Source organism: Pseudomonas sp. SORT22, assembly GCF_018417635.1.
Lineage (GTDB): Bacteria > Pseudomonadota > Gammaproteobacteria > Pseudomonadales > Pseudomonadaceae > Aquipseudomonas.
Genome location: NZ_CP071007.1, coordinates 2,090,911 through 2,112,549 on the forward strand (window position 1 = coordinate 2,090,911; position 21,639 = coordinate 2,112,549).

9 protein-coding genes are annotated in these 21,639 nt (G+C 66.2%); 2 read left to right on the forward strand and 7 right to left on the reverse strand.

All coding sequences use genetic code 11. The features are described from left to right. Positions 1-3 precede the first annotated feature (3 nt). Positions 4-810: a TatD family hydrolase gene (locus JYG36_RS09865; protein ID WP_045194781.1), complete on the reverse strand. Its 807-nt coding sequence runs from the start codon at positions 808-810 to the stop codon at positions 4-6. Between the two features lie 158 nt (positions 811-968). On the opposite strand from JYG36_RS09865, the gene JYG36_RS09870 reads away from it, so the two are divergent. Both JYG36_RS09870 and JYG36_RS09875 read left to right on the forward strand, forming a co-directional pair. Next, positions 969-2,390: an MltF family protein gene (locus JYG36_RS09870; protein ID WP_213604378.1), complete on the forward strand. Its 1,422-nt coding sequence runs from the start codon at positions 969-971 to the stop codon at positions 2,388-2,390. A 556-nt stretch (positions 2,391-2,946) separates the two neighbouring features. Then, on the forward strand, positions 2,947-3,255 hold the full coding sequence (locus JYG36_RS09875; RefSeq protein WP_045194777.1) for a hypothetical protein: 309 nt from the start codon (positions 2,947-2,949) through the stop codon (positions 3,253-3,255). Positions 3,256-3,273: 18 nt separating this feature from the next. Here the strand turns inward: JYG36_RS09875 and JYG36_RS09880 are convergent, their stop codons facing one another. The 6 genes from JYG36_RS09880 to JYG36_RS09905 all read right to left on the reverse strand — a co-directional run bounded on the left by JYG36_RS09880 (position 3,274) and on the right by JYG36_RS09905 (position 21,580). Beyond that, on the reverse strand, positions 3,274-4,491 hold the full coding sequence (locus tag JYG36_RS09880) for a DUF3422 domain-containing protein (protein ID WP_213603761.1): 1,218 nt from the start codon (positions 4,489-4,491) through the stop codon (positions 3,274-3,276). A 100-nt stretch (positions 4,492-4,591) separates the two neighbouring features. Beyond that, positions 4,592-6,688 (reverse strand): site-2 protease family protein, encoded by a 2,097-nt coding sequence (locus JYG36_RS09885; RefSeq protein ID WP_213604380.1) that lies wholly within the window; start codon positions 6,686-6,688, stop codon positions 4,592-4,594. Beyond that, entirely contained in the window at positions 6,688-8,025 is a 1,338-nt protein-coding gene (locus JYG36_RS09890) for an efflux RND transporter periplasmic adaptor subunit (protein ID WP_045194774.1), read from the reverse strand. The genes JYG36_RS09885 and JYG36_RS09890 overlap by 1 nt, the downstream gene beginning before the upstream one ends. Next, positions 8,018-8,773, reverse strand: a complete 756-nt coding sequence (locus JYG36_RS09895) for an efflux RND transporter periplasmic adaptor subunit (RefSeq protein WP_045194772.1) — start codon at positions 8,771-8,773, stop codon at positions 8,018-8,020. Before JYG36_RS09895 ends, JYG36_RS09890 begins: the two co-directional genes overlap by 8 nt. Then, complete coding sequence (locus tag JYG36_RS09900; protein ID WP_045194770.1) at positions 8,757-10,289, reverse strand: TolC family protein; 1,533 nt, start codon at positions 10,287-10,289, stop codon at positions 8,757-8,759. The genes JYG36_RS09895 and JYG36_RS09900 overlap by 17 nt, the downstream gene beginning before the upstream one ends. A 2-nt stretch (positions 10,290-10,291) precedes the next feature. Further along, complete coding sequence (locus tag JYG36_RS09905; protein WP_502937515.1) at positions 10,292-21,580, reverse strand: cadherin-like domain-containing protein; 11,289 nt, start codon at positions 21,578-21,580, stop codon at positions 10,292-10,294. Between the last annotated feature and the right edge of the window lie 59 nt (positions 21,581-21,639).

Genomic DNA, 21,639 nt, shown 5'->3' on the forward strand with positions numbered 1-21,639 from the left:
GCGTCAAATAATCGCGGGCAGGTTAAAGAAGGCCCGTGCCGTGGCGGTGCTGTGGGCGGCCAGTTGCTCGACGCTTTCGCCACGGTGCAGGGCCACTTCACGCAGCACTTCGGTGAGGAACGCCGGTTCGTTGCGCCCGCTTTTCGGTTTGGGCCGCAGGCTGCGCGGCAGCAGGTAGGGCGCATCGCTTTCGAGCATCAGGCGGCCTTGGGGGATGCTGCTGACCAGCGGGTGCAGGTGGGTGCCGCGGCGCTCGTCGCAGATCCAGCCGGTGATGCCGATGTGCAGGTCCAGGTCCAGGTAGCCGAACAACGCTGCGCGCTCGCCGGTAAAGCAGTGCACTACCGCTGCCGGCAGGCGGTCGCGAAAGTCCTTGAGGATCGCCAGCAGGCGTTCGCTGGCGTCGCGCTCGTGGAGGAACACCGGCATCTGCAACTCGACCGCCAGGGCCAGCTGTTCTTCCAGGGCCTTTTCCTGCTGCGGGCGCGGCGAAAAATCGCGGTTGAAATCCAGCCCGCATTCACCCACCGCCTGCACCCGCGGCTGTTCAAGCAAGGCCCGCAGCTGACGGCTGCTGGCACTGCTCCAGCTGCTGGCGTCATGGGGGTGCACGCCTGCGGTGCTGAACAGGTGCTGGGCGCTTTCATCGAGTTGCTGGCACAGCTCCAGGGCCTGTTCGCTGCCCTCAAGGCTGGTGCCGGTGACCATCATCTGCACCACCCCGGCGGCCAGGGCGCGTTCGAGAATTGCCTGGTGTTTGTCGGCAAAACTTGGGTTGGTCAGATTGACGCCGATGTCGATGAGTTGCATGGTGCTACCTCAGGCCGGAAGCCGGCCAGCATAACAAAGCTCGACCGAAATCGATAAAGCCAAGAACTTCAACGAGTTGTCGTGGTCTTTTGCGGTCAATTGTCATGGAACGACTGCAAACTATGGCGCCAACCCCACACGCGCGGACCTCGCAACGGATGACCCGAGCGCTGTTTTTGTTGATCGTGCTGAGCTTCTCGCTGCTGCCTGCCGGGCCGGCCAGCGCGCGTCTGGCCGGGCCGCAACAGGCGGTGCCCAAGACCCCGGCGCGCGACCTTGCGCAAATTCGCAGCAGCCGGGTATTGAAGGTACTGGTCAACCAGAGCCGCAACAGCTCCGGCGAAGTCAAGGGCGAGCCGGTGGGGGTCGAGTATCACCGCCTGCGCGCGTTCGAGCATTACCTCAATGCCCGCGCCCGCGATGGCGAGGAAATCCGCCTGAAGATCATCCCTCGCGCCAAAGACCAGTTGCTGGCCGCCTTGCAGCGCGGCGAAGCCGACCTGGTGGCGCCTGGCGAGCTGGTCGACCCGACCTCTACCCGCGGTCTCAGCGCCAGCGATCCGGTGGTCGACAAGGTGCCGCTGGTGCTGGTCGGGCGCAAGGGCGAGCGCAGCGTCCAGCGCGTCGAGCAGTTGTCCGGGCGTACCCTGGCGCTGACCAGCTCCAGCGCGGCCGGCGACACCCTGCACGAGATTAACCAGAAACTGGCCCTGCGTAAGCTTGCGCCGATCAAGGTTGAGTGGGTCGACCCGACGCTGGCCGTGGAAGACGTGCTGGAGATGGTCCAGGCCGGGATCTTTCACCTGACCGTGGTCGAGCAGCCAATTGCCGAACGCTGGGCCAAGGTCATGCCCAAGCTGCGGGTCGAGCGCAAACTGCACCTGGCCAGCCCCGAGGCCATGCGCTGGTACGTGCGCCGGGATGCGGTGATGCTGCACGCCAGCGTTGATCGTTTTTTGCAGGGCTACAAGGCGCCGGCCAACCAGGACGCAGCGTTCGAGCGGATCTACCGGCGCCTGTACCGGGTGCACAACCCGTTGGCGCGTAGCGACCGCAAGCGCCTGGAGGCCTTGCGCCCGGTGCTGCAGCGCCATGCCAGCGCTCAGAACATCGATTGGCTGAACCTGGCGGCGGTGGCCTTCAAGGAGTCTTCCCTTGACCCGAGCGCGCGCGGCGCCGGTGGCGCCCACGGGCTGATGCAGATCACTCCCAGTGCCGCCCAGCGGGTCGGGGTGAGCAATATTTCCAATGTCGATGGCAATGTTCAGGCCAGCGCCCGCTATATGGCGCTGATCCGGCGCAAGTTCTTTGCCAGTAACCAGCTCAACGAGCGTGAGCGCATGGCCTTTACTCTGGCGGCCTACAACCTGGGGCCGGAGCGGGTCCAGGCGATGCGCGCCGAGGCCCGGCGGCGGGGGCTCAATGGTAATCAGTGGTTTTTCCAGACCGAGCGCATTGCCATGGAGCAGGTGGGCATGGGGCCGGTGAGTTATGTGAACAGTGTCAACAAGTACTTCCTGGCGTTTGATCGGGAGCGGGCTTCGCTGGAGCCCAAAGGGGGGAAGGGTAATGGGCGTTAGTAATGGGGTGTTTGGAATGGCTCATTAAGGGTCCGGATGGGGCGGGGATGCTGAGTCACCTTTGCGCCCTTACGGCGCCTTACTTTTTTCAGTCGAAAAAAAAGTAAGCAAAAATTCTTGCCCCACCAGGGGCCCTGCGCTGCGCTTCGGGTCCCCTCGCTCCGGTGTCGCTACGGGGCATTGCGAACTACGAGTTGCAAGCAACTCTACGTTTCGCAACTTCGGCTATCGCCGAAGGTGCTGCGCACTCGCCCCTTCGCAACACCTGCGCTCGGCCCTTCTGGTTAACGGGGCCGGTGGATCAAGATCAAAAGCAGATCAAGATCAAGAGCACAATTCGCTTCGCTCTTGCTTTGTGGGTACGACGACTGCGCAGGGCACATATTGACATTCCACCCGCAGCGCCTCTAGGATGCTGACTTGCGCCGATTTAAACAGCTACTTGCGGGGCGCAGGGTTACCTCTTCGGGGGTTTCACCAAATACCGCTAAAACGCTGGTTCGGTGACGCCTCCCACCGCAGCCCAGCGGGTTTTGCGAGGCGGAGATCTAACCCCATGAGTTGTCCACGTTCCAGTGTTTGCCTGACCCCGTTGCCCGCCAGCCAGGGCACGCGCACGCCGCGTATTCTTCTGGGCGGCAGCCATCAGCCAACCCTCCTGCGCTACCTTGACGGCTGGCCGCGTCGCAACAGCCGCAACACTGCCTTCCTTATCCAGTTCGCCGACAGCCGCGATTCCCTTGGCCAGTTTGCCAACGACCGTTTCGATCTCGCCGTGATCCAGTCGCCCAGCGCCGACGACGCTGCCGAAGTTATCGGCCACCTGACCCGCGTCGCCCGCCAGGGTTTGATCACCCGGGCCTGAGCAGCCCGGGCCCGGGCGTCAATGCGCCTTGGCTTTCCTGATCCGTAGCAAAATCACCAGCAGGGTCAATATCACCACCGGCGCCATGCCCAGCAGCGCTTCGCGGGCAGTGATCTGTGCGCCGAGGGTGTGCAGGCCGGCATAAAAGAGCTTGAACAGGCTCAGCAGGTAGTAGCTGATGGCGATGATCGACAGGCCTTCGACTGCCCGCTGGATTCTGATCTGGGTGTCGGCGCGGGCGTTGAGGCTGCGCAGGATCTCGGCGTTCTGTTCTTCCATCTCCACCTGCACCCGCGCCTGCAACAGGTCGCCGAGGTTGGCGACGCTTTCGGCCAGGTGCTCCAGACGCTGCTCGCTGGCCGCGCAGTAACGCACGGTGGGCTTGAAGCGCCGCTCGATGAACACCCCCAGGCGCTGGCAATCGCCGACATGGCTCTCGCGCAACTCGCCCAGGCGCTCGAACACCAGTTGCGCATAGGCCTGGGTGGCGCTGAAGCGGTGGCGGTGTTTGACCGTGCTGCCGACCACCTGGCGCGACAACTGGGCGATATCGGCCAGCAGCGCCTTGGCGTTGCCGCCGTCGCTGCTGACGTTACGCTCCGACAGGCTCACCAGTTTGCGGTCATAGGCGTCCAGTTGCGGGCCCAGGGCCTTGGCGGCGGTCAGCGACAAAGACGCCATCATCCGGTAGGTCTCGATCTCCAGCAGGCGGCGGATCATGCGCCCTTGGCGGTAGGCATTGAGCCGGCGGTTGATGAACAGGAAGCGGTTGGTGCCATCGGCAGTCAGGCGAAAATCACTCCACACCACGGCATCGCCACCGCCCACGCATGAGCCGCTGGGGTCTTTGAAGCCGTAACGGCTGAGGTCGAGGTTGTGTTCATCGCGCACCAGCACCTGCACCGAGTTGATCATCTGCTCACGGTAGGGCTCCACACCTGCAGCCAGGGCGGCGGGCAAAGTGCTCCAGCGCAGCTCGGCGCTGGCGGCGGGCACTACCAGGGTCAGGGTGAAGAACTCGGAATGGCGCTCCCATTTGAACGGATGGCCGTCCAGCGTGGTGATGCCCTGGGCGGCATCGGGCTCGAAGGCGCCCGGGCAGCAACGCTGCAACAGGGCATTGCAGTCGGCATCGGCGCCGAGAAACGCCAGGTGGAAAACATGCGCGGGCTCATCGAAATACAGCGACGGGCGGGCGTGCAACTCGTTGTGCAAGGCGGTGCGTTGGGCGTGCATGCGGGTCAGACCGTATTGTTGTGGTTGTCTGCTGTTGCAGTGCCATGAGGGCACTCTCATGGGACTGGAACAGGCATGCACGAGTCACGTTGGCGCCGATTCAGAAGCCGCTTTCGCGCAGGGCAATCGCCGCCAGGTGGATCAGCCCCTCGCCCAGAAGGCTGCGCCGGGCAGCTTCGATCTGCAGGCGCCCGCGGGTTTGCGCCAGGTGTGGCGGCGCCTGTTCAAGTTGCACCAGAACATGGAACAGCGCCGGGGTCGGGATCAGCTCCTGGCTTTTTGCCGAGGTGTTCAGCGGGCCACCAAAGCGCGCCGCGAGCATTGGATGGGCTAACTGGCTGACGCGGGTAGTGCCGATCGCCACCAGCTTGCCGACTATCGCGCTGGCCTCACCTTCGGGGTAGAAGCGCACCGCAGCACCTGGGCTCAGGCGCTGCACCTCGTCCTGCTCGATATAGGCATCGACCTGCCAGCGACTGGGGTCGACCAGCACGCCGATGGCCTGGCGGCTGTTGAGCCACTGGCCGGGTCGCCAGTCCGGGTCAAGGTCCAGCCAGTGCCCGCGAAACGGCGCCTGCAGTTGCAGGCGGTCGATTTCCAGGCGGGCGGCGCGGCGGGTTTCCAGTTGTACGTTGAGGCGCTGGCGGGTGGCCAGGTCTTCACTGAGGCCGGCCGGGTCGGCAAGCAGGCCGTTCAGGCGTGCCTGATAGCCTTTGAGGCTGGCTTCGCTGCTGTTCATCCGTGAGCTGATGTCCGGTTCCTCAAGGCTGACCAGGGTGCTGCCGGCTTCGACTACGCCACTGGGGTGCACGGCTTGCAAGCGCGCCGGGTAGGGGGCATAGACGCGCAGTTGCTGTTCGGCGCGGGCGACGCCGATCGCCTGGACATGGCTGCGCCAGGGGAGCGCCAGCAGCAACAGCAGTAACCCCGCCAGCAGCCACAGGCTGTAGCGTCGGGCGTTGCTGACCAGCTTGCGACGCTGCCACCAGGCTTTCATTTCGCGCCCGACCGGCATGAGGATGAACCAGGAAATTTCCACGATGAACAAAATGATCCCGAGCAGTTTGAAGAACAGCAGGTAGACCGCCACGGCGATCCCTAGGAACAGCACCAGGCGGTACAGCCAGGTGGCGATGGCAAAGGCGATCAGGGCTCGCCGCGGGCCGGGGGCGAAGGGCTCCGGCCAGGCTTCCGGCAAGCCCAGCACGCTGCGGCGCAAGGCTACCCGTGCCAGGGCCGAGGAGCGTTCGTGAAGGTTGGGGAAGTCGAGCAGGTCGCAGAGGATGAAATAGCCGTCAAAGCGCATGAACGGGCTGGCGTTGAGGGCCAGCGACAGCACCCAGCTGGTGGTGGCCAGGTACAGCAGGCCGTTGCGCAGCGGGCCGGGGTCGCACAGCGCCCAGCCCAGGGTGGCGAGGCCGGCCAGGCCCAGTTCGGTCACGATGCCGGCGGCGGCGATGGCCAGGCGCTGCCGGGCATGGCGCAGTTTCCAGCTCTCGCCGGTGTCGGTGTAGAGCATCGGCCAGAGCACCACGAAGGCGATGCCCATGTGCCCGACGCGCAGGCCCAGGCGGGTTGCCACCAGGGCATGGCCAAGCTCGTGCAGGGTCTTGGCCAGAATCAGCGCCAGGGCAAAGCTGAGCAGCCCGGCGGTAGAGAACGACTCCACCAGGGCGTGGGTGAAAGTATCCCACTGCTGGATTACCAGCAGCACCCCCAGCAGGCTGAGCAGCACCACCAGTACCGCGGTCAGGGGTTGGAACAGCCAGTCCAGGCGCCCGGCCAGGCGTTGCAGCCAACGCTCTGGGTGTAGTAGCGGCACGCGAAAAAACAGGTAGTGGTGCAGCCACCAGCGCCAGGTCAGCCAGGCATTGCCCTGGCTACGGCTGGCCAGGCGCCCGACCGCTTCCGGGCCGGGGCGCAACAGTTGGTGCTGGTCGAGGAACTGGCAGAACTCCAGCACCTGCTCGACGTCCGGGCGCAGTGCGGTCCGCGCATGGATGTCCTGGCAGATCTGTGCCGGGCTCTGTTGCCAGCGCAGCAGGCATTCGAACTCCAGCCAGCCGATCCGGTAGAAGCGGTTGGTCACCGTGTCCTGCAGGGTCCAGGCCGGTTCGCCGTCCTTGCCCGGTGCCACTTCATGCAGGCGCAGGTCGTCGCGCAGGGCGGGGGTCGGCAGGCTCGCCGCCGCCGCGATCACAAGCCGCTCCAGGCCCGCAGTGCGGCAATCGGCCGGCGCAGCAGGTAATAGCCAAGGACCACCCGCTCGCCATACAGCTTGGCCGTGCCGTGCAGGCCGAGGCGGGCATGCTCGGGCGCCTCCTCGATGCTCGCCAGCAGGCGATAGGCAACCACGCCATCGTCACTGGCCTGGGCCTGGTAGCTGGTCTCCAGTACCTGGCCCTTGAGTGGCGACAAGGGGTAGGCGGTGAGGAACAGGGTGACTTCAGCGCCGGGCTCCAGGGCGATGGCATCGGCCACCGGCAGCTGGATGCGCATCGCCGGCTGGCTGGGGTCGGCGACCTGCAGGATGCGCTCACCGGTGACCACTGGCTTGCCCAGCCAGTCGTTGGGGTCGCTGAACACGGCAACGCCAGCGCGCGGCGAGCGCACCTGGGTACGTTGCAGCTGCGCCTGTACCGCGGCCAGCTCGGCGCGGCGCTGCTGGACGCGGCCGTTGAGCAGGGTCAACTCGCCTTTGCTTTGCGGGTTGTCGAAGGCACGCTGGCTGGCGGCCATGAGCTCGGCATCGGCCACCGCCAGCTCTTTGCCCAGTACTTCGGCACGGCTGCGCAGAGTGGTTTCATCCAGGCTGAACAAGGGCGCATCCTGCTCCACCGGCTGGTTGGGGCGCACCTGCATGGCCTGGATCACGCCGTCGATCGGCGAGCTGATGTTCTGCGCCTGGCGCGAGACGATCTCAGCCGGTGCCAGGGCGCTCTGGCGCACCGGCACCAGCAGCAGGCCGGCGCCGAGCAGCAAGGCCAGGCCGACCTGGCGCTTGTTCGGTCGCCAGCCCAGCAGCCGTGGCTGGCGGCTGAAGCCTGCCCAGCAATGGGCCCACGTCTGCCAGACACCTTCCATCAACGGCGCCAGGCCGGTCGGCGGACTGTCCAGCAGGTACACCACCAGGCCCAGGCGCGTGCCGTGGCGGTCGTTCAGCGGGATGCACCAGGCACCGGCCGGCCACCACTCGGCCCAACCCTGGGCAATGTCGGCATCCGGCGCGACGGCTTCACGGGCCAGCCAGCGCGGCTGGCCATCGGTGACCTGGGCGGCCAGCCAGCGGCTGGCGCGGCGCAGCCACACCAGGTAGGGCGAATCTTCGGCGGGCTTGGCCAGGCCCGAGACGCAAAGCAGCTCCAGCGTCTGCTCGCGCTGGGCAAACACCAGGGCCTGGCGGTGCTGCAGGAGGGGGAAGGGGTCGTTGGCGATGGAGAACGCCAGGGCGTTGAGCGAGTCGGCCGCCAGCGCCCGGTCACGCAGGGCGCTCAGGCTCAGCAACAGCGGTGCCGGTGGCAGGCGTTCAGTCATGGGCCGGGCTTAAGGTGGCAGTGCCACTCATGCCGGCAATCAGTTCCGGGTATTCGGCGTCCAGGCGCGCTTCCAGTTCCACGGTCTGCGCGACCGCATCGACCCGCGCATTGATGGCACTCAGGTGCGCCGGGTAAGCCTTGCCGGTTTCGTGGATGCTGACTTGCAAGGGGTTGCCGGTCTTGAGCCCGGGCAGCAGGTTGGACGGGACGTTGAGGCGCACCTTGAGGGCGCCATCGCTGACCAGGTCAAACAGCGGTGTACCCGCCACCACGGTCTGGAACGGTTTGACATGCACCTTGGCGACCCGTCCGGCAAAGGGTGCCTGCACCTGGCAGTAGGCGTTCTGCGCCTGTGCCAGGGCCAGGGCGCCTTCGGTTTTTTTAACCTCGGTGCTGGCCATGGCCACTTCCAGATCGCCCACCGCCTCGAGTTTGCGCAGGTTGCGCTTGGCGTCGAGGTTCTGCCGGGCCATGGTCAGTTCGGCGCCGGCAACCTTGGCCCGGGCCTGGGGTTCGGCGCAGTCGAAGCGGGCCAGCACGCTGCTCTTGCCAACCGGTTGGCCGAAGCTTGCCTTGAGCTCACCCAGGGTGCCGTTCATCTGGCTCGACAGGGTGGTTTCCAGGTCAGCGGCGAGCAGCACGCGAATGGCGCTGGCATCGTCACCGGCATTGACTTGCGCCGTGGCCGGCGCCATCAGGCAGGCCATCAGCAGGGCGAGCAGCGGGCGCTCAACGACGTACGACATTGGCGGTTCCTTGTTGGCTAAGCAGCAGGCTTTGGTGTTCCTGGGTGTCCAGGGTTTTTTGCAGCGCCTGCGACAGGCTCTTGATGTCGTGTTTGTCGATCTCTTCAGGCAGCACGTTGAGGCCGACCGAGTTGTACAGCCGCCCCCAGGCCGCCTGAGCACTGGAGTAGGCGGCTTCGCGCTGGTAACGCGAAAGCAGGTAGCGGCCTTCGGCGCGGATCAGCTCCAGTTCCGAGCCGTAGGTGGTGTTGCGCGCGGCCTGGGCGTAGTCGAGCAGGCTCTGGTCGACCCGCAGGCTCTGGTCGGCGAATTCCACTTCCTGGCGCGCCAGCTGGTAACGCAGGGTGCCGACCCGTACCTGGGTCAGGATCGCCATCGACAGGGCCACCCGGCGCATGTCGTCGGTCTTGCCCTGGGACTCGGCGGCGCGGTTAATGGACGGCAGCTGCAGCAGGCGCAACAGGTTCAGCGACACCTGCAGGCCGGTCTCGGTCCAGTTGCTGTTGTACAGGTACTTGTTGGAGTCGTAGCGGTAGCCGACATCGACGGCGACGTTGGGCCACAGCTGCGCCTTGGCGATCTTCAGGTCGTTCTCGTTGACCCGCTTGCGGTACCACTCTTCCATGATCTCCGGACGGTTTTCCAGCGACAGCTGCTCCAGCCGGCCAATGTCGGTATCGAGCACTGGCAGCGCCGGCTCGCTGCTGTCGGCGAGAATCAGCCGCGAGCCCGGTGGCAGCGACATCAGCGCGGCCAGTTCCGACTGGGCGAACTCCAGGTCCTGGCGGCGCACCGTCAGCAGGTAGATGGAGTCGAGCAGGGCGCGTTGATAGGCCAGTACCTCCTGGCGCGGCAGCAAGCCCTTGCCTTCGGCCTGGCGTGCCGAGAGCAGGGCCTGGTGCGTGCGCACCAGCAGTCGGTCGACCTGGGGCATCAGGCGCTGGGCGCCGACTGCGCGCCAGTAGGCGTTGCGCACGTCCTGAAGGACGTTTTGCGCCACCTTGCGCCGACGCTCCTCGGCCATCAGGATCTGGTCGCTTTTCTGCTGGGTGCGGTAATAGGCGACGCCGAAGTCCAGCAGGCTCCAGCTCAGGCCCAGGCCATAGAGTTCGCGGTAGCGCTCTTCGGAGGTCGACGCGCGCAGGCTTTCTTCGCGGTCTTCGATACCGATCGAGGTGCCGCCGGAGTCGTTGTTGCGCCCGGCGTAGCCTGCCGAGGCCACCAGGCGTGGCAACATCTCGTGGCTGGAAACATCGCGCAGGTCAGCGGCCAGCGCGCCTTCCATCAGTTTCAGGCGGTAATCCAGGTTGTACTTGAGGGCGCGCGCGGCGGCTTCATAGAGGGTGATGGGGGTGGTCACCGGCTCCTGCTCGGCATACATCTGCGCCTGGTCGGCAACGATTCGCTGACGCTGTTCGTCCTTGCTGTACTCATGCGGCTTCATGGCCGAACAGGCTCCCAGCAGCAACGCACAGCCAATGGCGGTGCTCAACAGGTTCAGGGGGGCTTTTGGCATGGTCAGTCCTTGGTCCTTGCGTGTTCGGTCGGTAGGTCGGCGCTGGCGCGCAAGCGCTGCGCGGCCTCGCGCAATTGCGCGCGCAGGCCCGGGGCGGTGCGGTTTTCGGCCGCTGCGGCGAGCTGGCTGTCGCCACGGGTCAGGTTGTCGCGGCTGCTGGCAAACACCGAGGGATCGGCCAGCAGGCCGTCGGCACTCAGGTTCAGGCGGCCATGGCGGCCGAGCATCCAGGCCAGGTCCTGTTCGCTGTCGTTGCGGCTTTGCGCCACGCTGCTGGCAACGAACTGGCCGGGCACCAGGCCGAGCCTGGCCTTGAGCGTGGCACTGCGGATTTCGGGGGTGCGCCCCAGGCTCAGGTCGCTGCCATCGGCTGCCCAACCGGACAGCTCCAGGTCCCGTTCGTCCTGCTCGACCACCGGCGTGACGAAGATCGCCGGCTCTAGCGTCGGCAGCGGCAGGCGCCCGAAGCGGTCGCGGCCGGCGCTGTCCAGGTGCGGGCCAGCCGGTGCCGGAATGAACGGCGCGGCGATGTCCAGGTCGATGACCAACTGGGCCAGGTCGGTAGCCCCGGCCCGGTCGCCGACGGTGTAGGTAAAGACATCCTGCAACACCCGGCCCAGGCCCGCGGCGGCCAGCACCTCGGGGTTGCTCAGGTCGATCTGGTAGCGGTAGCTGCCATCGGCATTGATCACCAGGGTGCCGTAGCGCCCTGCCAGCGGCTGGCCAACACTGCCGCCGGTGCCCGTGGCGGCCTCGCTGCCGGTGCGAATGCCGACTACCTGCAACTGGTCGGCGGCGTCCACGTCGGAGTCGTTGGGCAATACGTTGCCGGTGGCTTGCGGGGCGGCGGTCTGGTCGCTGGCGACGGCATGGTCGTCACGGGCGACCGGGTTGTCGTTGGCCCCCTGGATGAGGATGTGCAGGCGCGCTTCGGACTGCGCGCCGGCAGTATCGCGCATGCGGTAGGTGAACACTTCGCGCAGGGTCTCGCCGGCCGTGCGCAGGGCCTGGACCTGTGGGTTGTTGTCGTCGAGCTGGTAGCGATAGCTGCCGTCGCTGGCCAGCAGCAGTTGCCCGTAGCGACCTTGCAGTACTTGCCCGGCCAGGGCCACGCTACCGTCTTCGTTGCGCACCTCAAGTACCTGGCGGGTTTCGCCGTACTCGACGCCGTCGACATCGCTGTCGTTGTCGAGCACGTTGCCGCTGGCCGGTTGGCCCGGGGTGGCGTTGTCGACACCGCCGGCCTCGATGGCCACGCCGTGGTCATCCTGGGCAATCGGTGTGTCGTTGCGACCTTGCAGGGTAACGATCAACTGCGCCTGGCTTTGCCCGCCGAAGCGGTCGACCACGGTGTAGGTGAAGACTTCCCTGAGGGTCTGGCTGCCGGTGCGCAAGGCCTGCACGGCGGCGAGGCTGTTGTCCACCACATAGCTCCAGCTGCCGTCGGCATTCACCGTCAGGTCGCCGTAAAGGCCGCGCAAGGCACTGCCGAGGGTACCGGCGGTGCCGCCTTCCAGGCGCCCGCCGGTGCGTACGGCGGCAACGCTGAGAATGTCGTGGTCGACGTCGGTATCGTTGCTCAGCAGATTACCGCTGGGGTTCAGCCCCGGCTGGTTGTTGTTCAAGCCGCCGGCCTCGATGGCCACGGCGCTGTCGTCGCGGGCCTGGGGTGCGTCGTTGCGACCGCGAATGAGGATGGTCAGTTGGGCCTGGTCGCTCAGCCCGCCCAGGTCGCTGACCTGGTAGGTGAACACCTCGGTGATGAACTGGTTCGGCCCCAGCGCACGGATCACCGGGTTGCTTGAATCCAGGCGATAGATGTAGCTGCCGTCGGCGCCGACGATCAACTGGCCGTAGAGGCCGTTGATCAAGGTGCCGTTGCTCAGGTCGGTGCCGTCGCTGACTGCATCCAGGCTGCCACCGGCGGCTTCGCTGCCGGCGCGGATGCCGGTAACGACCAGGCGGTCGCCGCCATCGACATCGCTGTCGTTGGGCAGCAGGTTGCCGCTGGGGTCGATGCCGGCGCTGCTGGCGCTTTCGGCGACGGCCAGGGCGCCATCATCGCGGGCCACCGGCGCGTCCCAGGCACCGCGTACCTGCACTTGCAACTGTGCGGTGTCGCTGGCGCCGGCGCGGTCATGCATGCGGTAGGTGAACACCTCCACCAGGCTTTCGCCGGGCTTGAGCGCTTGCACGGCGGCCAGGTTGTTGTTGACCACATACTGATAGCTGCCATCGGCATTGAGCGTCAGGGTGCCGTACAGGCCGGCGAGGCTCAGGCTGCCATTGATGGTGCTGAAGCTGCCGCCTGCGGCTTCGCTGCCCAGGCGCAGGCCATCGACGCGCTTGAGGTCATTGGCGTCGACATCGCTGTCGTTGGCCAGTACATTGCCTTGCGGGTTGAGGCCCGCGGTGGCGTTGGCCGTACCGCCGGCTTCGATGGCAATGGCGCTGTCGTCATTGGCCTGCGGGTTGTCGTTGCTGCCATGAATGCGAATGCTCAGTACGGCGCTGCTGGTGGCCCCGGCCAGGTCGCGGATGCTGTAGGTGAAGGTGTCCAGCAGGCGGTCGGCGGGGGTGCGCAAGGCCTGTACCTGCGGGTTGCTGTTGTCCAGCTCGTAGTGGTAGCTGCCGTCGGCGTTGAGCACCAGGGTGCCGTACAGGCCTTTGAAGGCGCTGCCCAGGCTGGCGATGCGGCCGTCCTGGCTGAGCTGGGTGACCTGCAAGGTTTCGCCATAGGCGTCGACATCGCTGTCGTTGTCCAGCACATTGCCGCTCGGGTTGACCCCGGCGCTGCTGTTGTTCAGGCCGCCGGCCTCGACGGCGATGGCCAGGTCATTGCGCGCCAGCGGCGCGTCGTTGGCGCCACGGATGGTGATACTCAAGGTGGCGCGGTCTTCGGCGCCGGCGGTGTCGATTACCGTGTAGCTGAAGCTGTCCTCGAGGGTGTCGCTGCTGCTGCGCAGGGCTTGCACCGCCGCCATGCTGTTGTCCAGGCGGTAGCTGTAGCTGCCGTCGGCGTTGAGCGTGAGCCAGCCGTAGGTGCCGCGCAGCTCGGTGCCCAGCACGCCATCGGTGCCGGTGACGGTTTTGCTGCCGGTGCGCACCGAGGACACGGCTTTGGTTTCACCGTTGAGCCGGCTGTCGACATCGTTGTCGTTGGTCAGCACGTTGCCCACTGGGTCCCGCCCCGGCAGGCTGTTGTTGCTGCCGCCGGCCTCGATCGCTTCGGCCTGGTCATCGGTGGCCACCGGGTTGTCGTTGCGGCCGAAAATCAGTACCACCAGCTGGGCTTCCTGCGGGGTGGCGGTGCCATCGCTGACGGCGAAGGTAAAGCGTTCCAGGAGGTTGTCGGAGGCATCGCGCAGGCCCTGGACCTGGGCGTTGTCGTTGTCCAGCAGGTAGGTGTAGCTGCCGTCGGCATTGAGCGTCAGGGTGCCGTACTGGCCACGGAAGGCCTGGCCGAGAATGGCACTGGTACCTAACTGGTCGTGGCGCAGCGAAACCACCCGGATCGGGTCGCCATCGGGGTCGGTGTCCTGCGCCAGAGCATTGCCCGAAGGGTTGAAGCCGGCGCTGGTGTTGGCCACGCCGCCACTTTCAATGGCGACGGTGTAGTGGTTCTGGGCCACGGGCGGGTCGTTGACCCCGCGAATGGTGATCACCAGTTGCGCCCGGTCGGTCAGGCCGCTGCTGTCGACCACCTGATAGGTGAAGACCTCGCTCAGGGTCTGGCCGGCAAGCAGGGCCTGCACCGCCGCGTTGCTGCTGTCGACGTCGTAGAAGTACGAACCGTCGGCGCCGATGCGCAGTTCACCGTAGCTGCCGAGCAGCACGGTGCCGTCGTTCGAACTGGTGCCGCCGGCCACCGCAAGCAGCGCACCGCCAGCCAGTTCGCTGCCGGTGCGGATGCCATTGACCTGCAGCAGGCTGTTGGGCCGGTCGGTGCGGTCGACGTCAAGGTCGATGCCGTTGCCTCCCGGCTGGTCGGCCGGGCCCGGGCGGCTGGGGAAGAGGATGACGTTGCCACGGGGGTTGCTCTCGCCGATGGCATTCGGGCCGGAGCCGGCCTGGGCCACGGCCTGGTCGTCACTGGCCAGCGGATTGTCCTGGGCGCCCTGGATGGTGATGCGCAGCTCGGCGATGTCGTTCAGGCCGCCGGCGTCGGTAACCTGGTAGCTGAAATACTCGAACAGGCTGTCACCGGGCACCATGCGCTGCACCGCCGTGTTGCTGTTGTCGACGACATAGCGGTAACTGCCATCGGCGCCGATGGTCAGGGTGCCGTAGCTGCCGACCAGCAGCGTACCGTTGCTGCTGGTGGTACCGGCAGCTACCGGGGTGATCGTGCCGGCCGCACTCTCGCGCAGCGAACGGATACCGGTGACGCTCAGCACTTCGCCATTGGCCTGGCTATCGACGTCGGTGTCGTTGCTCAGCACGTTGCCGGTGGCGTCGCTGCCGGCAGTGCCGTTGGCAACGCCACCGGCCTCGACCGCGATGCCTTCGTCATTGACTGCCACCGGGGTGTCGTTGGCGCCATGCACGGTAACCGTCAGCGCTGCACTGCTGCTGGCGCCGGCCAGGTCGGTGGCGGTATAGACGAAGCGTTCGACCAGGGTCTGCCCGGCCAGGCGCAGGGCCTGGACCTCGGCGTTGTTGTTGTCGACCAGGTACAAAAATCCGCCGCTGGAGGACACGATCAGGCTGCCGTAGCGACCGCTGATCACGACCGCGCTGCCTGAGGCGAGGTTCTGCGCCGGCTGGCCTTCGAGGCCGATGGCGCTGACCCGCAGCACGTCGGCGTTGGTGGCGATATCGACATCCTGGTCGTTGCGCAGCAGGTTGCCGCTGGGGTTGACCCCCGGCAGGCGGTTATTGGTGCCCCCGGCTTCTACCGCATCGATGGCATCGTCAACTGCCAGTGGCGCATCGTTGACCGGTGCGAGGATGATCTGCAGGCTGTCCTGATCAGTGCGCGCGTCCTGCGGGTTTTGCCCGGGCAGGCCGTCGCCATCGCCATCGCCGAAGCCGCCGCGGTCGTTGCTGAGCACCGTGAGGGTATCGATGCCGTTGAAGTTGGCATTGCCCAGGTAGACCAGATTGGCCAGGGCCTGGTTGAGCGCTGTGAGGTTGCCGGAGAGGCTCAGGGTGCCGCTGCCGTTGCCCACCACCGAAACCCCGGCGGGCAGGGCAGACAGGCTCAAGGTGCCGTGCAGCACACTGAGGGTGATGTCCATGATGCCGTTGCCGATATCGACATCGCTGACGCGAATGCCGCCGATGGCCAGTGGCGTGTCTTCAAAGCCGTTCTGGGTGCCGGGCAACTGGTTGACCGGGGCGTCGTTGAGCTGCACGAAGCCGGCGTCGGCGTTGGCGCTGCTGCCTTCGCCCAGGTTGATGTCGATGCGCCCCAGCGCGCTGCCGGCATCCGAGTCGATGCGTACGCGCAGCTCGCCCAGCGGCTGCGGATAGGCGACGGTGCCGCTGGGCACGTCGATACGGAACACGCCGCTGGGCAGCACACCAAAATGGTAACGGCCATTGGCGTCGGTGGTGGTGGTAAACACCTTGTTGTCGGCGCTGCTGTCGAGGTTGCCGTCCAGGCCGGCCCAGGTCAGGGTCACGGTCTGGCCGGCCAGGCCCGGGCCATCGGGGATGGCGCTGGTCGTGGCCGAGGCGGTGTCATCCCAGAGTGTGCCCTGGATAAGTCCCAGGCCCGCAGCGTCGCTGAGGATATAGGTGTTGGGGCTGGCGCCAGCGCCGGTGCGTTCGCCCTCGGCGCTGCCGTCGCTGCCGACGCTGGAGCCGCCCCAGCTGTTGAAACTCTCCGGCAGGCTGGTCCAGGTCAGAGTGGCATTGCTGCTGGCGATTGCGGCCAGGTTGGGCAAGGTGACCTGGTAGGTGACCTTGACCTGGTCGCCGACATTGAGCTTGGCAAAGTCGACACCGAGCCCGCCGCTGGTGCCGAACGTCACCCCCGCCGGCAGGTTGCTGGCCGTGTACAGCGTGCCGTTGAGCTCGATGCCGAGCAGGCTGTAGCTGCTGCCGGTCGGGAAGCTGTCGCGTAGCTGCGCGTCGTAGGCGGCAATGCCGCCGGTGTGGGTGAAGGACAAGGCCAGGGTGGCCGTGCCACTGCTGCCCGAGGGGTTGGGGTCGAAGTCGACCACGCGTTTGTCCAGGCTGTTGAAGCGCGGTTCGACCAGGTCCTCGTAAACCGCCTGGCTGCGCGATAACTGCACCCCGCGCGACTGGTCGATGGCAACCGCCGACAGCGACAGGCCGGCGACGTTGGACGCCTGGTTGAGCACCCGTACGTTGAACTCCAGCGACACCAGCTCTTTGTCCAGGTCATTGTCGTGGTTGACCACATCACCCAGGTGAAAGGTGATGACCGTGTTGCCGTTGGCATCGGTGCTGACGCTGATTTGTGCGCCATTGAGAATGCCGCCGGGTGCGGCGCCGAGCAGGTCGGCGCTGATCGGCTGCGCTTCCTGGGCATTCTGTGCGCCATTGATGTTCAGTTGCCCGCCGTTGATCAACGAGGCGATGCTGCTGCTGATGCCCTGGTCGGAAATGAACGCAATGCGGGTGTTGCCGTCGTTGAGAAACCCCAGGCCGTTTTGCAGGGTGACCTGCAGGCTGTAGTCGCTGGTGCTGCCCTGGGCCAGTACCGCCACCACCCGGTAACGGATGATTTCGCCGATGGCGACCTGTTCGCGCTCGCTGTTGGTCGGGTTCGGCGCGGCGCTATCGCTCAAGCCGCCGACCCGGGATATCTCCACGCCCTGGTTGACCGGCACACGAACACTGAACGCGGTCTGGTAGTCGTTGAGCACGCCGCTGTTGAGCATGCCATCGGCCCCGGTGCGCTCGCCGGCCGGGTCGAAACCGATGTTGCCGGTGCCATTGAGGCTGCTCCATTGCACGCTGGCGAGGTTGTCGAAGCTGGCCACGCTGGCGGCGCTGGCGTTCACGTCGCCGACCACGGTAATGAAGATTCGCCCGCCCTTGGCGATGTCGATGTTGGCACCGTTGACGCTGCGCAACTGGTTGCCGACCAGTTCGAAATCGCCGCCGCCGTTGTTGCTGGCGCCGCTGTAGTTCACCGACAACAGTTGCAGGTTGCTCAGTTGCGTGGGCAGGTTGTCGAGAAAGCGAATGTCGAAGGCATCGAAGTCGCTGGCACTGCTACCGTTGCTGATGACGATCAAGTAGCGCACCCGCTGGCCTTCATCGACGCCCAGGCCCGGGCCGAAGTCGGCCGCGATGTCCACCACCAGGGTCGGCTCGCGCACGGTGACGGTCGGCCGTCCGCCGCTGAGGGCGACGGTACGGTCAAGGGCGTTGCTGCCGTTGGCGGTATCGCCATCGGGGTCGCTGAAGTGGATTTGCGCACTGTTTTGCAGGGAACGGTTGCTCTGGTTGCCGTCGACGTTGCTGACCGTCAGGCGCACGCGAATGACAAAGCTGTTGTTGTCGCCGCGGTTGTCGGCGGTTGCGCCGGCATTGCTGAAGGCCAGGCGCAAGCTGACGCCGTCGCCGCCAAGGCTGCCGCCGATGGCTGAGATAGCCTGGCTGCCGAGGCTGCCATTGAAGTCGGCGGTCAGCGCCGCGCTGCCGGCCACTGTGGTGATCAACTGGTAGCCCTGGCCGCCATTGAAGCTGGTGTCCAGGCGCAGGCCCGGCGGGATCAGGTCGTCGATGCGCAGGTTGCGGGTGTCGCCTTCGGGCAGGGTGACCTTGATGTCGTAGAGCATGCTTTCGCCGACCACCAGGTCGCTGCCGCTGGTATGGCTGGCGCTGGAGTCGCCGTTGTCGAGGCTGCCGCCGGCGAAGGTCTTGCGTACCTCGGGGGTGGCCACTTGCTGGTTGGCCAGGTCTTGCAGGTCGGTGGGGGTGAAGTCGCTGCCGCCGTTGACGCTGGCATAGTTGCTCAGAGTCGCGGTGCTCTGCAGGGTACGCCCGGCCTCGATGCTGGCGACGACCTGGACGTCGTAGGTGATGACCACGATGTTGGCGCCAGTGGTGTCGGCGGCGGTCCCGCTGCGCCCGGGCAACAGGCTGGCCACGGCGCCGGCGTCGAGGAAGCTGATCTGATTGCCGTTGACCTCGTAGTCAACGCCACGCACCAGCAGGCTGCCATCGCCGCGATAGACCTGCAGGTTGGCGGCGCCCAGGCTGCCGCCGACAAAGCCCAGGCCATTGGGCAGGCTGATGCCGGTGACCACGTCGAAGGCGCCGCCGCCGCCGGTGTTCTCGATGGCGGTGGCCAGGCGCAGGGTGTCGCCGCCATCGATGCCGCTGACGTTGCCGTCGATCTGGCTCAGGCTGGTGATCTGGCCGCTGAACGGCACGCCGCTGGTGCCCGGTGCTTTCCAGCTGCCGCTGGTGCCGGTGACGCTGCCCTGGCTGCTGGACACCACGCCGTGGGTGAGGGCCAGCACTGGCTCGGCGATCGAGGCAATCAGTGCGACATCGGAAGAAATCAGCGGCCGGTTGTCAATGGTGGTGAGCTGGCTGGATTGCGCCAGGACGTCGAGCGAACGTTGGTCGGCGAAGGGTTGGTCGCCGACCCGCAGGGTGAACTGCACCTCGATCCGGCTGCCATTGGTCAACGCCGTGGTGTAGTCGCCAAAGTCGAAGATTACCGCGTTGCCGGGGCCGCTGGTGACGCTGTCGACGCCGTCCGGGTTGCTGTTGCCAGCACCGAACGACCACTGGCCGACACCGTTGCCCTGGCTCCAATTGATGGCGCCCAGGTCGAACAGTGGCAAGGGCAGGTAGGCGGTGAGCTTGAACTGCTCGTAGTCGCCGGTCACCAGGTCGTAACTCAGGCGGAACGTCACCAGGTCGCCGGGACGCAGCTCGCCGTTGGCCGGCGGCACGCCGTTGTTGACCGTCACCAGTTCGATATCCACGGTGCGCGTGGGGATGGTACTGGTGGTAGTGGAGCGGTCGCTCTGGTCGTAGCCGGTCAGGTTGAGGGCATCCTGGATCAGGGTTGCACTGACCTGGGCATTGTTGCCCAGGCTGTCGCCTTCGTTGATCTCGCTGTGCGGCGGGTAGGGCGTGGTGTAGCTCTGGGCAACCACGGCGTTGTAGCCGATTACCGCCGTGGTGGCGCCGCGGATCAGGTCCTGGAACGCCAGGTCGCCCAGCAGGGCGCCGAGGCTGCCGTTGGCATTGCGCAGCGACTGGGCAATGTCGAAGGTCAAGGTGGTGCTGCCATCGACATTGAGCGTGGTGCCGGTCACCAGCGCCACGGTCTGGGTACGACCGGCCGAGGTGATGGTCAGGGTGGCCGGGCCGGAGACGCTCAGGCCATCGCCGACCTGGTCGACGACCACGAAGCGGCCTTGCTGGAACAGGGTCTGGCCGAAGGCAAAATAGTCGGAAATCGCCAGGTTCAGGCTGTAGTGCAGGGTGTCGCCGGGGGTGATGCCGGCCTGGCCGAGGTCGGTGATCAGGCTGACCTGCTTGAGCAGGGTGATCGACTTGGCAACAAAGTTGGTGTCCTGGCCGGTGGCGGTAAAGTCGATGTCGTTACCCGGAGTCGAGACGTCACGCGGGTCGAGCGGCACCCAGTTGCCACTGACGGTGGCGCCGGCGACGGTGATGGTGCGCTCGTCGCCGGTCAGGGGGTCGATGACCTGCTGGCCGTTGGCATCGACATCCGGTACATAGAAATCCACCACGGTGCTGGTAGCGGCGCTGAGGGTGGCATAAGTGACGGTGTAGGCGTCGATGAACACGTCCCTGGCGGCGATCAGGGTGGCGATCTGCGCGGGGTCGGTAATCACCCGGCCATCGTGCAGGGTGATCGAGGTCAGGCTGCCGCCGGGGCCGGGGGTGATGGCGTTGACCTGGACATTGGGCGGCAACGGCTGGGTCACCACGACATTGCTCAGGGTCTGGCCCGGCGCCGGGGTGACGGTGCTGGTCAGGGTGCGTTCGTAGTTGGGGCCGGTCGCGGTTTCGCCTTCCGGGGTGGTGACGGTCTGGGTCTGGGTCAGCACCGTGGGGTGGACCACGAAGCTTTGCAGGCTGGCTTCCACCAGGCTGGGGTCACTGGCCGGGTTGTCCAGGGCATCGTTGCCGAACTGGAAGCCGCTGCGCGCGCGAATGGTCAGGTCTGGCGAGCCGTTGGAGAAGTCGGTATCGGCCAGTTCGCTCAAGCGTGCGTTGATCTGCACGCTGATGCCCGGTTGCCCCTGGGAGACACTGGCGTACGGCAGTTGCAGCACCACCAGCTGGTCGCCGGCGCGCAATCCGAGGCTTGCGGCATCGAGAATCAGTGCGTTGCCGCTGCTGTCCTTGGCCAGCGGGTGGCTGGCCTTGCCATTGGCGTCGAAGGTAAGCACATACGATTGCACGTTCTGGCCAAGATAACTGGCCGAGACAAAGCTGACGCCGTCGTCGCCATCCTTGCCGGTGGCCGGCATGAACAGGTCGATATAGGGCGCGAAGCCGACCTGGCTTGAGGGGTTGCTGAAGGTCAGGTCAAAGCTGAATGCGCCGCCGAGCAGCACGTCCGAGCCGCCAGACGAAATGCCCAGGGTCGGGCTAGCATTGGCCAGCAGGCTGTCGAAGCTGCTCAGGGCTGTCGCAGACAGGGCGATGGCCTGGTCGATGTTGCCGTTGCGCACCTCCAGGTTCCAGTCGCCGCCCAGCCGCGCGCTGCCGCTGTCGTTGCTCGAGGCGCCGACGTCGGCACCGGTCCAGCGTGCCAGTTCATCGACCAGGGTACGCCCGGCACTGCCTTCGCCCACCTTGCAGCCGTACAGCTGGATATCGGCACCCTCGCTGAGCGCCTGGCGCCACTGGCCCAGCGGCGTGGCGAACTGCTCGATATTGTCGGCGCTGAGGGTGCTGCTGCCGAGGGTGAACTGGCCGGCGGCGCCGTGGGAGAGGATCTGGATCGAATCGACCTGGCCCAGTTGCGCCAGGCTTGCGGAAATCGCCGCCAGGCCATCTTGCTGACTGTCGACCACCAGTACCTGGACATCTGCCGGCAGCTGGGCGAGCAGTTGTTCGCGGCCTTCAATGCGGCTGTCGAGCACCAGCAGGTGGCGCGCGGCCGAGGGTTGGGCCGGGGCATCGCTGCGAGCTTCGGTGTGAGTGGCGGGGGTGGCCAGGGCGCTGTCCTTGTTGCCCGCGCTGTTGTCGTCGCCAGCGTGCTGCTGGTCGGCCGCTGCGGCAGCGGCGCCGTCGAACAGGATCCGCTGCTCCAGCGCCATGGCCCGGCGCTGTGGTTTGAAAAAAGGCGGTTGTACGCCAGGTCCGGTCATCCTGTCCATTTCATCACCTCAGGCCTGCTTCGCTTGGGCAGGCCAACGCAGAACAAACA